The organism is Dechloromonas sp. ZS-1, assembly GCF_039649255.1.
Lineage (GTDB): Bacteria > Pseudomonadota > Gammaproteobacteria > Burkholderiales > Rhodocyclaceae > Azonexus.
Genome location: NZ_JBDIYD010000004.1, coordinates 199,186 through 213,449 on the forward strand (window position 1 = coordinate 199,186; position 14,264 = coordinate 213,449).

12 protein-coding genes are annotated in these 14,264 nt (G+C 63.4%); 7 read left to right on the top strand and 5 right to left on the bottom strand.

Annotated elements, in window-relative coordinates:
• Window positions 1–13: 13 nt before the first annotated feature.
• Window positions 14–1,660 (top strand): dihydrolipoyllysine-residue acetyltransferase, encoded by a 1,647-nt coding sequence (gene aceF / locus AACO21_RS08335; RefSeq protein WP_346192053.1) that lies wholly within the window; start codon window positions 14–16, stop codon window positions 1,658–1,660.
• A 12-nt stretch (window positions 1,661–1,672) separates the two neighbouring features.
• The gene (gene lpdA / locus AACO21_RS08340) at window positions 1,673–3,454 is read left to right on the top strand and encodes a dihydrolipoyl dehydrogenase (RefSeq protein ID WP_346192054.1); all 1,782 of its coding nucleotides are present in this window, start codon (window positions 1,673–1,675) and stop codon (window positions 3,452–3,454) included.
• Window positions 3,455–3,535: 81 nt separating this feature from the next.
• Here lpdA and AACO21_RS08345 read toward each other — a convergent pair whose 3' ends face one another.
• Window positions 3,536–4,453: a LysR family transcriptional regulator gene (locus tag AACO21_RS08345; RefSeq protein ID WP_346192055.1), complete on the bottom strand. Its 918-nt coding sequence runs from the start codon at window positions 4,451–4,453 to the stop codon at window positions 3,536–3,538.
• A gap of 141 nt (window positions 4,454–4,594) precedes the next feature.
• Here AACO21_RS08345 and nfsB point away from each other — a divergent pair, with 141 nt between their 5' ends.
• The gene (gene nfsB / locus AACO21_RS08350; protein ID WP_346192056.1) at window positions 4,595–5,248 is read left to right on the top strand and encodes an oxygen-insensitive NAD(P)H nitroreductase; all 654 of its coding nucleotides are present in this window, start codon (window positions 4,595–4,597) and stop codon (window positions 5,246–5,248) included.
• Window positions 5,249–5,275: 27 nt separating this feature from the next.
• Complete coding sequence (locus tag AACO21_RS08355) at window positions 5,276–6,358, top strand: L-dopachrome tautomerase-related protein (protein WP_346192057.1); 1,083 nt, start codon at window positions 5,276–5,278, stop codon at window positions 6,356–6,358.
• A 47-nt stretch (window positions 6,359–6,405) separates the two neighbouring features.
• On the opposite strand, the gene AACO21_RS08360 is transcribed toward AACO21_RS08355, so the two are convergent.
• The gene (locus AACO21_RS08360; RefSeq protein ID WP_346192058.1) at window positions 6,406–7,338 is read right to left on the bottom strand and encodes a LysR family transcriptional regulator; all 933 of its coding nucleotides are present in this window, start codon (window positions 7,336–7,338) and stop codon (window positions 6,406–6,408) included.
• A 104-nt stretch (window positions 7,339–7,442) separates the two neighbouring features.
• On the opposite strand from AACO21_RS08360, the gene AACO21_RS08365 reads away from it, so the two are divergent.
• Window positions 7,443–8,375, top strand: a complete 933-nt coding sequence (locus AACO21_RS08365; RefSeq protein WP_346192059.1) for a DMT family transporter — start codon at window positions 7,443–7,445, stop codon at window positions 8,373–8,375.
• Between the two features lie 87 nt (window positions 8,376–8,462).
• The gene (locus tag AACO21_RS08370; RefSeq protein WP_346192060.1) at window positions 8,463–8,951 is read left to right on the top strand and encodes a thioesterase family protein; all 489 of its coding nucleotides are present in this window, start codon (window positions 8,463–8,465) and stop codon (window positions 8,949–8,951) included.
• A gap of 3 nt (window positions 8,952–8,954) precedes the next feature.
• On the opposite strand, the gene ppk2 is transcribed toward AACO21_RS08370, so the two are convergent.
• The gene (ppk2, locus tag AACO21_RS08375) at window positions 8,955–10,085 is read right to left on the bottom strand and encodes a polyphosphate kinase 2 (RefSeq protein ID WP_346192061.1); all 1,131 of its coding nucleotides are present in this window, start codon (window positions 10,083–10,085) and stop codon (window positions 8,955–8,957) included.
• Window positions 10,086–10,143: 58 nt separating this feature from the next.
• The gene (locus AACO21_RS08380) at window positions 10,144–10,599 is read right to left on the bottom strand and encodes a histidine phosphatase family protein (protein WP_346192062.1); all 456 of its coding nucleotides are present in this window, start codon (window positions 10,597–10,599) and stop codon (window positions 10,144–10,146) included.
• A gap of 237 nt (window positions 10,600–10,836) precedes the next feature.
• Here AACO21_RS08380 and AACO21_RS08385 point away from each other — a divergent pair, with 237 nt between their 5' ends.
• Window positions 10,837–13,116 (top strand): methyl-accepting chemotaxis protein, encoded by a 2,280-nt coding sequence (locus AACO21_RS08385; RefSeq protein ID WP_346192063.1) that lies wholly within the window; start codon window positions 10,837–10,839, stop codon window positions 13,114–13,116.
• Window positions 13,117–13,167: 51 nt separating this feature from the next.
• On the opposite strand, the gene AACO21_RS08390 is transcribed toward AACO21_RS08385, so the two are convergent.
• Window positions 13,168–14,220: a methyltransferase domain-containing protein gene (locus AACO21_RS08390; protein ID WP_346192064.1), complete on the bottom strand. Its 1,053-nt coding sequence runs from the start codon at window positions 14,218–14,220 to the stop codon at window positions 13,168–13,170.
• Window positions 14,221–14,264: the final 44 nt, after the last annotated feature.

Genomic DNA, 14,264 nt, shown 5'->3' on the forward strand with positions numbered 1-14,264 from the left:
GAAGGAGACCAACATGAGCCAAATCATCGAAGTCAAAGTCCCGGACATTGGCGATTTCGACAGCGTGCCGGTCATCGACCTGTTCGTGAAAGTCGGCGACAGCATCAAGGTTGACGACGCCATCGCCACCCTCGAATCCGACAAGGCCACCATGGACGTGCCGAGCACGGTCGCCGGCACGGTCACCGAAGTGCTGGTGCAACTCGGTTCCAAAGTCAGCGAAGGGTCGCTGCTGATCAAGGTCGACACCGGCGCCGCCGGTGCCGTGGCCGCGCCTGCCGCTGCCCCCGCAGCCGCCCCGGCCCCCGCTCCGGCTGCTGCACCGGCGCCGGCCGCTCCCGCAGCCGCTGGCGCACTGGTTGAAGTCAAGGTGCCGGATATCGGCGACTTTACCGACGTGCCGGTCATCGACCTGTTCGTCAAGGTCGGCGACACGATCAAGGTGGATGACGCCATCGCCACCCTCGAATCCGACAAGGCCACCATGGATGTGCCGAGCACCGTGGCCGGCACGGTCAAGGAAGTACTCGTTCAGCTGGGTTCCAAGGTCAGCGAAGGTGCGCTGCTGATCAAGGTCGAAACGGGGGCCGCCGCGGCTGCCGTTCCGGCTGCTGCAGCACCCGCCCCGCAGGCGGCCGCACCGGTCGCTGCCCCGGCGCCGGTTTCTGCCCCTGCCGCAGCGTCGACCGCCGCCGCTCCGGTTGCGCTGGCCCCGGCCCTGCCGATCGGCGCCAAGGTCCACGCGTCGCCGTCGGTCCGTGCCTATGCCCGCGAACTGGGCGTTGATCTGTCCAAGGTGCCGGCGACCGGTCCGAAGAACCGCATCGTCAAGGAAGACCTGACCAAGTACGTCAAGGGCGTGATGTCCGGCGCCATTTCCGGCCCGGTTGCCTCCGCCTCGGGCGGTGTCACCGGCGGTGGCGTGCTCGATCTGCTGCCCTGGCCGAAGGTCGATTTCGCCAAGTTCGGCGAAATCGAGGTCAAGCCGCTGTCGCGCATCAAGAAGATTTCCGGCCAGAACCTCTCCCGCAACTGGGTGATGATCCCGGCCGTGACCTATCACGAAGATGCCGACATCACCGATCTGGAAGCCTTCCGCGTGCAACTGAACAAGGAAAACGAAAAGGGTGGCGGCGCCAAGCTGACCATGCTCGCTTTCCTGGTCAAGGCCTGCGTCAAGGCATTGCAGAAGTTCCCGGAGTTCAACGCCTCGCTCGACGGCGACAACCTGGTGATGAAGAAGTACTTCAACATCGGTTTCGCAGCCGACACCCCGAACGGTCTGGTCGTCCCGGTGATCAAGAACGCCGACAAGAAGTCGGTCTTCGAAATCGCCCAGGAGTCCGGCGATCTGGCCAAGCTGGCGCGTGACGGCAAGCTGAAGCCGGCCGACATGTCCGGCGCCTGCTTCACGATTTCTTCGCTCGGCGGCATCGGTGGCACCTACTTCGCCCCGATCGTCAATGCGCCGGAAGTCGCCATTCTAGGCGTCAACAAGTCGACCATGAAGCCGGTCTGGGACGGCAAGCAGTTCGTGCCGCGCCTGACCCTGCCGATGTCGCTGACCGCCGACCATCGCGTCATCGACGGCGCCCTGGCCACCCGCTTCAACGTCTATGTCGCCCAGCTGCTGGCCGACTTCCGCCGCGTGGCGCTGTAAGGGGAGATGAGCATGAGTCTCGTTGAAGTCAAAGTCCCGGATATCGGCGATTTCTCCGACGTGCCGGTGATCGACCTGTTCGTCAAGGTCGGCGACACGATCAAGGTGGATGACGCCATCGCCACCCTCGAATCCGACAAGGCCACCATGGATGTGCCGAGCCCGGTCGCGGGCACGGTCAAGGAAGTGCTGGTCCAGCTGGGTTCGCGCGTCAGCGAAGGCGCCCTGCTGATCAAGGTCGAGGCCGGCGCCAGCGACGCCGCTGCGGCACCTGCCGCGCAAGCCGCACCGGCCCCGGCGGCTGCCCCCGTGGCAGCGCCGACGGCCGCCAGCCATGCCGGCGGTGCCGACATCGAGTGCGACATGCTCGTGCTCGGCGCCGGCCCCGGCGGCTACTCGGCCGCCTTCCGTTCGGCCGACCTCGGCTTGAAGACGGTCATCGTCGAGCGTTACGCCACGCTCGGCGGCGTCTGTCTGAACGTCGGCTGCATCCCGTCCAAGGCCCTGCTGCATGTCGCTGAAATCATCGACGAAGCCAGTCATGCCAATGACCTGGGTGTCACCTTCGCGGCGCCGCAAGTCGATATCGACAAGCTGCGCGCCCACAAGGAAAAGGTCGTCGGCAAGCTGACCGGCGGTCTGGCCGGCATGGCCAAGGGCCGCAAGGTCGAGGTCGTGCGCGGCTACGGTGCCTTCATCGACCCGAACCACATCGAGGTCGAGGTGACCGACGGTGCCGGCCAGGACAAGACCGGCACCAAGAAGGTCGTGAAGTTCAAGCAGTGCATCATCGCGGCCGGCTCGGCCGCCGTGCATCTGCCCTTCATCCCGCGCGACCCGCGCATCGTTGACTCCACGGGCGCCCTCGAACTGCGCTTCGTACCGGAAAAGATGCTGGTCATCGGCGGCGGCATCATCGGTCTGGAAATGGCCACCGTCTATTCGACGCTGGGCGCCAAGGTCGATGTCGTCGAAATGGCCGATGCCCTGATGCAAGGCCCGGACCGCGACGCCGTCAAGGTTTGGGAAAAGCAGAATCTGCACCGCTTCGACAAGATCATGTTGAAGACCAAGACGGTTGCGGTCGACGCCAAGGAAGACGGGCTTTATGTCCGCTTCGAAGGAGCGGACGCAAATTCGGGCGCCCCGACCGAGCCGGTGAAGTACGACATGATCCTGCAAGCCGCCGGACGCGCGCCGAACGGCAAGAAGATCGCCGCCGAGAAGGCGGGCGTCATCGTCACCGACCGCGGCTTCATTCCGGTCGATGCCCAAATGCGCACCAATGTCCCGCACATCTTCGCCATCGGCGATCTGGTCGGTCAGCCCATGCTCGCCCACAAGGCCGTGCATGAAGCCCACGTTGCCGCCGAAGTCGCCGCCGGCCACAAGGCTGCCTTCGACGCGCAGGTGATTCCGGGCGTGGCCTACACCCATCCGGAAGTGGCGTGGGTCGGCTACACCGAAGATCAGGCCAAGAAGGAGGGCCGCAAGATCGAAACCGCCAAGTTCCCTTGGGCGGCTTCCGGTCGCGCCATCGCCAACGGCGCCGACTACGGCTTCACCAAGCTGATCTTCGATGCCGAAACGCACCGCGTCATCGGCGGCGCCATCGTCGGCCCGTCGGCCGGCGACATGATCGGCGAAGTCTGCCTGGCCATCGAAATGGGTTGCGATGCGGTCGACATCGGCAAGACCATTCACCCGCACCCGACGCTGGGCGAGACGGTCGGCATGGCCGCCGAAGTCGCGCACGGCTCCTGCACGGACGTTCCGCCGCCGCGCAAGAAGTAAGCACAGGTCCTCTGCGTTACGCCAAGCCTCTTGGCGTTCGTCTTTAGGCGACGGTTAACCCCGTCGCCTTTTTTTTGCCCCTCAGCGAGGCGTCAACACACCGCTCAGATGCGCCTCGCAACGGGCTGTCAAAAAGCTTCGCAAGGCCTGGACAAGCGGGCTGATCTGACGTCGGTCGGCGCAGATCAGATTGAGCGGCACCCGCTCCCCGGACCATGCCGGGCAGAGATGAATCAAGCGGCCGCTACGGATGTCATCGGCCACATCGAGCGCCGACTTGTAAGCGACACCATGCCCTGCCAGCGCCCAACGCCGCACCACGTCACCATCATCGGCCACCCGGTCGCCCCGTACGTTCACTGTCAAGGTATCGCCTGACTGAGAAAACGGCCAGCGGTCGTGCACGCTGCCATCCAGGGTAAAGCACAGGCAATTGTGCGCCGCCAGTACCTCGGGATGCGCCGGCTCGCCGGCGCGTGCCAGGTAGGCCGGGGCTGCGCACAAGATCCGCCGGTTTTGTGGCGCAATGGGAAGCGCCACCAGACTGGAATCCACCAGGCCACCATAGCGCAGGGCAAGATCAACGGGCTGACGGTAGATGTCGGTCAAGCGATCCGAGAGCAGCAAACGCAATTGCAGCCCGGGGTGTTGGCGCTGAAAGGCATCCAGCCAGGTCATCAGCGCATGGCGCCCCAAGTCAGAAGGCGCCGAGAGCTGCAATAGACCGCGCAAGGACGCGCTGCCGGTCTGCGCGGCATCCCGGCCATCCGCCAGCAACTGCAGCGCTTGTCGACACGGCTCCAGAAAAGCCTGACCTTCGTGGGTCAGGCGCAGGCTGCGGGTCGTCCGCAGAAAGAGCGGCGCATCCACCTCGGCTTCCAGACGCTTCAGCGCCAGGCTGGCCGCCGCCGGCGTCATATCGAGATGACGGGCAGCCGCAGACAGGCTGCCTGTATCGGCCGCCAGCAAAAAGACTTCCATGTCACGCCACATTTTCATGCGCAAATGCTAAGCGCCCACGCCTCGATTTTCAACATTTCGTTGAAAGTTAATGTCACTTTGCCTGCTTTTTCAATCGTCCCCGGCATCGCATCATGCGTCATCCCTGATTTCCGATATCCGCACACCAGGAGCAAGCACATGAACATCGTCCAGCACGCGCAGCAGCGTTACACCACCAAAGCCTTCGATCCGACACGGAAAATCCCGCCCGAGCAGATCGCGCAAATACGCACCCTGCTCCGCCATGCCCCTTCCTCCGTGAACTCGCAACCCTGGCATTTCATCGTCGCCAGCAGCGATGAAGCCAAGGCACGCATCGCCCAAGCCACCCAGCCGGGGTATGCCTACAACGAGGCCAAGATCAAGCACGCGTCGCACGTCATCGTTTTCTGCGCCCGCAGTGATGTCGATGCAGCCCACCTCGCCCGCCTGCTCGATCAGGAGGACCGGGATGGGCGCTTCGCCACCCCCGCTGCAAAGGAAGGGCAGCACACGGCCCGCAGTTTCTATGTCGATCTGCACCGTTTCGACCAGAAGGACGTGCAGCACTGGATGGCGAAGCAAGTCTATCTCGCCCTCGGCACGGCCCTCCTGGGCGCCGCGACACTGGGGCTGGATGCCTGTCCAATGGAGGGTTTCGATGCCCGCATCCTGGACGAGGCGCTGGGGCTGCGCCCACAGGGCCTCACCAGTCTGGTCATCCTGTCGCTCGGCTATCGCAGCCCGGATGATTTCAATGCCAGACAACCCAAGTCCCGCCTGCCCGAAGCCGCGCTGTTCACAGAACTCTGAATCCCTCCCCTGCAACAGGAATCCATCATGTCCCAAACACGAACGCTCCTTGCCACTTTACTCGTCAGCCTCTCCCAGCTGAGCATGGCCGCCCCCTCGGTGGGAACGCTGGAAGAGGTGGCCACCCTGCCCATTCGCCCAGGCAACGTGACCGCTACCCGCGACGGACGGGTCTTTGCGACCGTCCATCCACTCGACAAACCCGCCGGCCTGCAACTGATTGAAATCACCGCCCCCAACCGCTATCACGCCTGGCCCGACAGCAGCGTGCAAAGCGAGGCCGGCAACAAGAGCGAGGGCCGACTGGACACGCCACTCGGTATCGCACAGGACACACGCGGCCGCCTCTGGGTCACGGACATGGGGCTGAATCTCGGCAAAAGCCGGATCTGGGGATTCGACATCGCCAGCGGCCAAGTCCGCCACACGCTTGAACTGCCTTCCGATATCGCGCCCAAAGGGGCATTTGTGCAGGATCTGGCGGTCGACGCCGAAAAAGGGTGGATTTACCTGGCGGACATCGCGCCGCCGGGCTTGATCGCCGTCGAGATCGCCACAGGCAAGGCTCGCCGGTTTGAAGGGCATCCCGCCCTGGAGGCCGAGGCGCAGGCGGAGATGAAAGTCGACGGTCAGCCAACCCGGTTTGGCGGTGCGCCGGCGCGGGTCGGCGTCAATCCCATCACCCTCTCCCGGGATGGTCAGACGGTGTATTTCGGTGCGATGAACGGCCTGCACTGGTACAGCGTCCCCAGCGCACTGCTGCGTAGCGGCACGCATGAGGAGATTGCCCGCGCCATCCGCAGCGTGGGCGCCAAGCCGGTTTCGGATGGCGCGGCGACCGATGATGCTGGCCACCACTTCTTCACCAACCTGAATGAGAACGGCATCGACCGCCTCAGTCCGGACGGCACCCTCACGCCCCTGGTGCGAGATGCCCGCCTGCATTGGCCGGACAATGTCCAGTTCGGTCCGGATGCCTGGCTCTACATTGCCGTCAATCAACTCCATCTGACGCCCGCTTTCACCGGCGGCGACGACCTCGGCAAAGCGCCCTATCGCATCATGCGCGTCTGGACCGGCACGCCCGGACAAATGCGGCAGGCGCGCTGAGTCATCTCAAAGGAACGCCCGCTGAGGCGCTCACCGGTGCACCCCGCTCAGGGGTGTGCCGGGCCCTTCCCCAGACGGTCCGCAATCTCCAGGAGAAAGTCGACCACCACACGCACCCGCAGCGCCCGATAGCGGTCGGCGCTGTACACCAGCCAGTTGCTGCCTTGATAGCGCCCGAGCAATTGCCAGCCCGGCAATACCGGCACCAACAGACCTTGGGCCAGGGCGTGGCGCGCCGTGAAATCGGGCAGGCACGCAATGCCGAAGCCGGCTTCCGCCGCTTCGCGCCGCATTTCGCTGTGGTTACTCGCATAGCGCCCCCGGACATTGACCACCCGGCGCTCATCGCCACTGACCAGACACCACTCGTCGTCCCCGGGCATTTCCGCCAGATGGAGGCAGCTGTGCTGGGCCAGATCGGCAGGCTGCTGCGGCGTTCCGGCGCGTGCCAGATAGTCCGGGCTGGCGTACAGCAGGGTACGTACTTCGATGAAGGGACGCGCGACATAGCCCGGCGGCGGATCGCCAAAGCGCAAGGCGATATCGACCCCACCGGCAATGAAATCCACAGCATGGTCACTGACCGCCAATTCCAGGTCGAGATGGGGGTAAGCATTCAGCAAACGGGGTAATTCCGGGTGAATCAATTGCCGCAAAGCAGCCTTGGGTGCGGCGATGCGGACCCGCCCCGCCACCGTGCTGGCATGCCTGGCAGCCCCATCGCAAGCGGCATGGGCAGCATCCAGCATGCTGCGCGCGTGCCGCAACACCTCCTGCCCACCCGCAGTCAGGCGCAGACGGCGCGTGCTGCGCTCGAAAACCTTCAGGCCCAGGGCCGCTTCCAGGCGCGCCACTTGCCGACTCACTGCCGACGGGGTGCTGCCCTGGGCCCGTGCCGCCGCACTGAATGAACCCGCCTCGCTGACCGCCACGAGCGCAGCCAGGTCCGGCAGCAAGGGGAGGAGCTCATTTATTCTCATCAAGCACAAATCCTTTGCTTTTACATCCGATTATCAACAGATGGATCCAGTTTCATACTAAGCCCCTCCCGCCGCAAGCGCTTTTCGTCCCCTATCTGTCTGCCATGCCCGCATCCATCCTGAGCCGCCTCTCACCCGCCCGCCTGCCGCCAGCCCTGCTCCTCCTGCTGATTGCCGGCATCTGGGGCAGTAGCTACAGCGTGGTCAAAACCGCATTGAACTGGTATCCCGTTGCAGGCGTCATCGCCATCCGCTTTCTGCTGACCGCCGGCGTGCTGGCCCCGTATTGGCTGCGTCTGCCGGCGACGCAACGCCGTACGACGCTCCTTGTGGCCGCCCCGACCAGCCTTGGCCTGCTCGCCATCTTTTTCGCTGAAACAGCGGGCGTTGCCCAGACCACGGCAGGCAATGCCGCTTTTCTGGTCAGTCTCTGCCTACTCCTCACGCCGGGTGTGGAATGGGCCTGGCTGGGCCGTCGACCGGCAGGCCGGCTCTGGCTGGCTGCGCTGATCTCCCTGCTCGGCACCTGGCTGCTCACCGGTCTGGCTGCGGAAGGCATCAACGCCGGGGATGCCCTGATGCTCCTTGCAGCCCTGATTCGCGCTTTTCAGACCTGCCTGACCACACACCTGATGCGTCATCAGCATGTCGACAGTCTCGGGCTCACCGCCGCACAGGGCTTGATGGTCGGCAGCGGTGCGCTGGCAGTACTTGCCGTTTTGTCCCCCGCCGGCCACCTGCCACCGCTCCCGACAAGCCCGACATTCTGGGGGGCCATTACCTATCTCACCGTGCTCTGCACCTTGTTTGCCTTCTGGGCCATGAACCGGGCCCTTGGCCGCAGCAGTCCGACCCAGGTGACCCTGCTGCTCGGCAGCGAACCCTTGTGGGGCGCCCTGTTCGCCGTGTTCTGGCTGGGAGAAGCACTGGCCCCGGCTGGCTGGCTGGGCGGGTTGATGATTGCCGGTGCGGCGCTGTGGATTTCCCTGCCGCCCCGGCCAGCCCTGGCGGCGGCGGCCCCAGCGGCTGCCAGTTGATGGCGCAACGGGACGCCACGCACATTCCCATACCGAACCGTATGGCCTAGAATCGGAGCCCTGATTCAGCCATCGATGGGTTCGCTCATGCCGCACACGCCTCTTCCCCGCCGCTCTGCCGAGGAGCAAATCCGCCTTGAAGCCATATTGCGCGACGTGTTCGAGCACAAGCTGCGCTTCAACGAAGTACTCGGGCTCAAAGTGGAGTCCTTCGACCCTGTCGCGCCCAGCCTGAGTTTTGGCATGCGCCCGGAGCTGATCGGCCACTATCTGCATGGCCGTCTGCATGGCGGGGTGATCGCGGCCGCGCTGGATACGGTGGGCGGTTTTGCCGTGACGGTCGGTATCGCCGACAAGTTCTGCAACGAAACGGCCGAACAGATCGGCCATCGGTTTGGCCGCATCGGCACGATCGACTTGCGGACCGATTTCCTGCACCAGGGCATCGGGAAAAAATTTACGGCCACCGGACGGGTAACCCGTCTCGGCGGCCGTATTGCCTCGGTTCAGATGAGCCTGGAGAACGAGAGCGGGCTGCTGATCGCGACCGGCAGCGCCGCTTACGTCGTCAGCTGAGACTCAGAGGATGGGCAGCCCCTGCTGCTCGCCCAGCTCATAGACCACGTTGGCCCGGCCAACGATGAGCGGATCCAGGTTGCCGACCTGCCCGACATCCTTGTTGGCATAGGGCAGCTTGTGCAGGATGTAGCGCAAGGCATTGAGGCGCGCGCGCTTCTTGCAGTCCGACTTGATCACCGTCCAGGGCGCATCCGCCGTATCTGTGTGGAAGAACATGGCTTCCTTGGCCTTCGTGTAGTCATCCCACTTGTCGAGTGAGGCAAGGTCGATCGGCGAGAGTTTCCATTGCTTGAGCGGATGCACCTTGCGCTCGCGGAAGCGGCGGCGCTGCTCTTCGCGACTGACCGAAAACCAGAACTTGATCAGGTGAATGCCGTTACGCACCAGCATGCGCTCGAATTCCGGGCACTGACGGACAAATTCTGAATATTCGGTATCTGAACAGAAGCCCATCACGCGCTCGACACCGGCGCGGTTGTACCAGGAACGGTCGAAGAGCACGATTTCGCCATTGGTCGGCAGATGCTGCACATAACGCTGGAAGTACCACTGGCCGCGCTCGGTTTCCGTCGGCTTTTCCAGCGCGACAACGCGGGCGCCGCGCGGATTCAGGTGTTCCATGAAGCGCTTGATCGTGCCGCCCTTGCCGGCTGCATCCCGCCCTTCAAAGAGAATCACCACCTTGGCGCCGGTCTCCTTGACCCAGGCCTGCAGTTTCAGCAACTCGACCTGCAGACGGTACTTCTGCTGCTCGTAGTTGCGACGCTGCATCAGGTGTTTGTACGGATAACCGCCCTTGCGCCAGTCCGGGCACAACTCTTCGTCCGGGTTGGGCGAGGCCGGTGCCTTCAGCATGCGTTGCTGTTTGAGCAACCCTTTGAGCAGCGCGGAAGACTCCTCCGGCGACATGCCATTGATGACATCGCGCAAGGCTTGCATTTTGCTGGTCTGGGCGGCGTCGACCGCCGCCTGCACGGAAAACTGGGCGACACCGGCAGGCGTCAGCTTCGGGGGAACATCCCCTTGGGCAACCCGCCGCTGGCGCGGCGCCGGGGCCTTTCTGGCGGGGCTTGGCTTGGCCTCCACGACGGGCGGTTTCGGCGGTTGGGGATTCTCTTTTTTCGTTGTCATTGGCGCACTCCCTTTGCACAGGCAAAAGGTCTATTTCACGCCGATGCAAGACGCTTGTCTAGTCCAGCAATTCAACGGGAATCATGGCGCGCAGGACACTTTGTGTCTCACCGCGGCGCACCCGATTACTGATCCACCAGAGCGCGCCTTTCTTGATGCTCCAGTCCGCCTCCTGCCCCCCCAGGAGCAGGGAGGCCAAACGCCCCAGGCCGGGCTGATGGCCCACGATGAGCACAGCCCCTTTGGCATCAGGCCAGCCGGAAGCAGCGATCAACTCGGAAACGCAGGCATCCGGACCCAGCTTGCGCTGGGTTTCGAAAGGCATCTTGAGCGCTTCAGCCGTCTGCTGGGTACGCACTGCCGGGCTCACCAGAATCCGCAAATCTTTGGGCTGGTGGGCACGCAGCCAGGCTGCCATGGCCTTGGCCTGCTTCTCGCCGCGCGCGGTCAGACGACGCTTGAGGTCGTCCTCGCCTTCCTCGGCTTCGGCATGACGCCAGAGCAACAGGTCCATCGTGATCTCCGTGGGCAAAGCGGGCATTGTGAGTGACTCCCGTTACAAAAACATGTCAATAAAATGAAAATACAGACTTGCAAAGGAGCGGCGGCAGATGCTTTCTGCCGTGCTTTTTCTGGGCGTCACAGATACGCCACAGTTTTACAGCCGGAATAACCCTGACTGTCTTTTTTGTATCACTTTTGGCACTATGCACCATCGTTGCCCATGGCTCAGCTTATCAAAAGGGAAATCATGCTGAACTCATTGTCCATCAAGCAAAAGCTGACCTGGCTCATTATCTGCGCCGGACTCGCCCTCCTCATCGTGGGCGGCGTCGGTCTTTTTGCACTGAGCAAGCAAGGCAAGGCCACGGATGAAGTGGCCACTGTCCGCCTCCCCTCCGTGCAAGGGCTGCAAACCCTGAACGAAGCCCAAACCGCCATTCGTATGCGGACCATCGAGACCTCGATCTGGGAAAACGATTACAAAGCCCAGGCCCAGTTTGCCGACCGCCTCGTCAAACGCAAAATTGCCTGGGAGCGGGCTGAGAAGGGGTGGAAAATCTACGAGCCCCTCCCGCAAACGGACGAAGAGGCCGTCCTGTGGAAGCGTTTCGAGCAGGAATGGGCGGTCTGGAAAGCCGACGATCAGAAACTGAACCAGATCATCAGCGAACTGGCCCGCCTGCAAGGTGATCCTGCCAGCATCGAAAAGCAGCAGAAAGCACTGTTTACGCGTTTTTATGCGGAATACGAACAGATGCGCCCGCATTACAACGCAGCAGAAAAGACCCTGGGCGAGGTGATCGAACTGAACACCCGCCTGGCCGACAGCGCCCGCGAAGACGCGGATGCGCTGGCCCAGACCATGACCACCCTGATGGTCATCACGGCCGCCGCCATGCTGGCCCTCATCACCTTCATCGGCATGGCCATCGCACGCGGCATCATTCAGCCCCTGCAGCAGGCAGTCGGCACAGCGGAAGCGATTGCGCTTGGACAACTGGACAGCAGCATCACCCCGCAAACGCAGGACGAAGTCGGTCAGTTGCTCACCGCCATGGCCAACATGCAGGCCGGACTGAAGACGCTGGTCAGCGACATTCATCAAATGGCCCGTGCCGCTGAACACGGCGACCTGACGCGGCGGATCAACATGGCGGGCAAGCAGGGTTTCGGACGCGACATCAGCGATGCCCTCAATCAGCTGGTCAGCACCACCGACACCAGCTTGCAGGATATTGCCCGTGTTGCCGGTGCGCTGGCGCAGGGCGACCTTTCCCAGAAGATTCAGACGGTGTATCCCGGCACCTTTGGCCAGACCGCCGGTGCCGTCAATGTGACGGTTGAGGCTCTGAGCACGGTGATCGAGGAAGTGCGCGGCTTTGTCGACGCTGCCGCCCGCGGTGACTTCAGCACCCACATCAGCACGGCGGACAAACAGGGCTACGCCCGGACCCTGGGCGAATTGCTCAACGGCCTGGGCAACACCGCCAATGAAGCCCTGGGCGATATTGCCCGGGTCAGCCAGACCCTGGCCGACGGCAATCTGACCGAATCGATCGAGCAACGCTACCCCGGCCTCTTCGGTGAAACCGCGAACGCCCTGAACGCGACCGTCAGCAAACTGCGTGACCTGATCGGCAATATCGTCCAGGCGGTCGATGCCATCAATACCGCCTCCCAGGAAATCTCGGCCGGCAACCGCGACCTGTCTGCCCGTACGGAAGAACAAGCCTCCAGCCTGGAAGAAACCGCCGCCAGCATGGAGCAATTCACCAGCATGGTTCAGCAGAATACGGACAGTGCCAAGCATGCCAGCGTACTGGCCAGCGACGCGGCGGCCATTGCCAACCAGGGGGGCAGCGTGGTCAAGGCCAATGCGGAAACCATGCTCCAGATCCAGGCGAGTTCGCGCAAGATCGGCGACATCATTGGGGTCATCGACGGGATCGCCTTCCAGACCAACATCCTCGCGCTCAATGCCGCCGTCGAAGCGGCCCGAGCCGGCGAACAAGGCAAAGGCTTTGCGGTGGTAGCCTCCGAAGTCCGCTCCCTGGCGCAACGCTCGGCCGAGGCCGCCAAGGAAATTTCCGGACTGATTTCGGACTCCGTCGAAAAAGTGGAGCGCGGCACCCGTCAGGCAGAAGAAGCCGGCACCGCGATCGACCGGATCGTCACGGCCATCGACTCGGTCAACAGCATTGTCGCCAACATCAGCGATGCCTCGCAGGAACAAAAAACCGGGATCGAGCAGGTGGCCCAGGCCGTCACCCAGATGGACGAAACCACGCAGCAAAATGCCGCGCTGGTCGAAGAAGCCGCCGCCGCCGCCGAATCGCTCGCGCAGCAGGCGGAAGAACTGCAGCACATGGCCGGGATGTTCCGCTTGTCAGACCATGCCCGCGGAAATCAGCGTACCGCCCTGCCCTCGCCCCGCCACGCAGCGCCGGCCCCGGCCCAAGCGAGAGCCCGCCTGAGCGCGCCGACGCAAAGCGCTCCGGATGACGGGGGCGACTGGGCGACGTTCTAAAGTCATCATGTTCGCGGTCCCGTACCCCGGGGTCGCGAACATGCACCGCAATCAGCGGGTGACCTGATAGTAGTTCACGTACTGTTCGAGCTCTGCCATGCCGGCAAGTGCATACGGTGAGACCATCGTCCTGGCCTCACGCTCGAAATAAGCAGCCGGGACAGTCTGTACGGTCTGCTTCGCCAGCTGCCAGCCGCTTTCGGCAATCGCCGCCTCCATCGCGGCCGGCAAGAGCCCGTTGATTTCGTGGCAGACCCCGTCGTAGTACTTCTCCATCGGATGCAGGCGGGGATCATCGTAGTGGCGGTGATCGCAAAAATCCACGATGTGGAATCCCTGCCCGCCAGGCGCCGCACAAGCGGCCAGGCGGTCGAAATACAGCCCGATATCGTCCACATGCTCGAGAACGGAATTGCTGAAATGCACGTCGATCCCCCCCCGGGGCAGCGCGGCCATGTCGCTCACGAGGACCACACCGCCCAAGGCCAGCGATACCGTCTCCCGGCGTGCAAATGCCTGCAGCGCTTCGCTCAGCCCCGGCAACAGCAATGACCGGGCACGCGCGAGAAACTCGTCCGGCGCGATCCCGCTGAACAGGTAAGGGGCAGGCTGGTCGATCATGCCGTTAATCAGCGTCAGCCAGGCGGTCTGAACGAAAGTCGGGTGGATCGGGAATGGCTCGAAGGCATACGCACGCTCAAAACCATTGCAGTACAGCACAGCACTGGCGGTAAGGGGCGAATAGACGCCGGCCCCGAAATCGAGCACAACCTTGCCGCGCAAGTCCTCAACCTGGCTGAAGCGCGCACCAAACCGCGCGATGGCTGCCCGGTAATTGGCGATGATCTGCAGGGTCCGACGGGCAGGCAACAACACACCGTCCTCAGGACGTGCTGCCAGCGCGGCGCGAAAATAATCGCAGGCCTCGGCCCGAGCGATCCCGGCGCCCTGCCAGGCCTCACACAGGGCCTGCCAGCGCGGCAGGGCAGCGGCGTCGATCAGGCCTTGCACCTGCAGGAAGGCAAGGGCTGACGCCTTGTCATCCTCGAAGAGCAGGGCGTAAAAATTGGCGATCTCAGCGCTGCGATCGTGTTTGGGATGCATGCCCATCGTGACGTGTCCTCAAGCTCGTGTTCGAAGAATCCTGT

Bases quoted from the DNA above. Each gene is read 5' to 3' on its own strand.
- aceF (WP_346192053.1), top strand. From the start codon at position 14: ATGAGCCAAATCATCGAAGTCAAAGTCCCGGACATTGGCGATTTCGAC.
- lpdA (WP_346192054.1), top strand. From the start codon at position 1,673: ATGAGTCTCGTTGAAGTCAAAGTCCCGGATATCGGCGATTTCTCCGAC.
- AACO21_RS08345 (WP_346192055.1), bottom strand. From the start codon at position 4,453: ATGAAAATGTGGCGTGACATGGAAGTCTTTTTGCTGGCGGCCGATACA.
- nfsB (WP_346192056.1), top strand. From the start codon at position 4,595: ATGAACATCGTCCAGCACGCGCAGCAGCGTTACACCACCAAAGCCTTC.
- AACO21_RS08355 (WP_346192057.1), top strand. From the start codon at position 5,276: ATGTCCCAAACACGAACGCTCCTTGCCACTTTACTCGTCAGCCTCTCC.
- AACO21_RS08360 (WP_346192058.1), bottom strand. From the start codon at position 7,338: ATGAGAATAAATGAGCTCCTCCCCTTGCTGCCGGACCTGGCTGCGCTC.
- AACO21_RS08365 (WP_346192059.1), top strand. From the start codon at position 7,443: ATGCCCGCATCCATCCTGAGCCGCCTCTCACCCGCCCGCCTGCCGCCA.
- AACO21_RS08370 (WP_346192060.1), top strand. From the start codon at position 8,463: ATGCCGCACACGCCTCTTCCCCGCCGCTCTGCCGAGGAGCAAATCCGC.
- ppk2 (WP_346192061.1), bottom strand. From the start codon at position 10,085: ATGACAACGAAAAAAGAGAATCCCCAACCGCCGAAACCGCCCGTCGTG.
- AACO21_RS08380 (WP_346192062.1), bottom strand. From the start codon at position 10,599: ATGGACCTGTTGCTCTGGCGTCATGCCGAAGCCGAGGAAGGCGAGGAC.
- AACO21_RS08385 (WP_346192063.1), top strand. From the start codon at position 10,837: ATGCTGAACTCATTGTCCATCAAGCAAAAGCTGACCTGGCTCATTATC.
- AACO21_RS08390 (WP_346192064.1), bottom strand. From the start codon at position 14,220: ATGCATCCCAAACACGATCGCAGCGCTGAGATCGCCAATTTTTACGCC.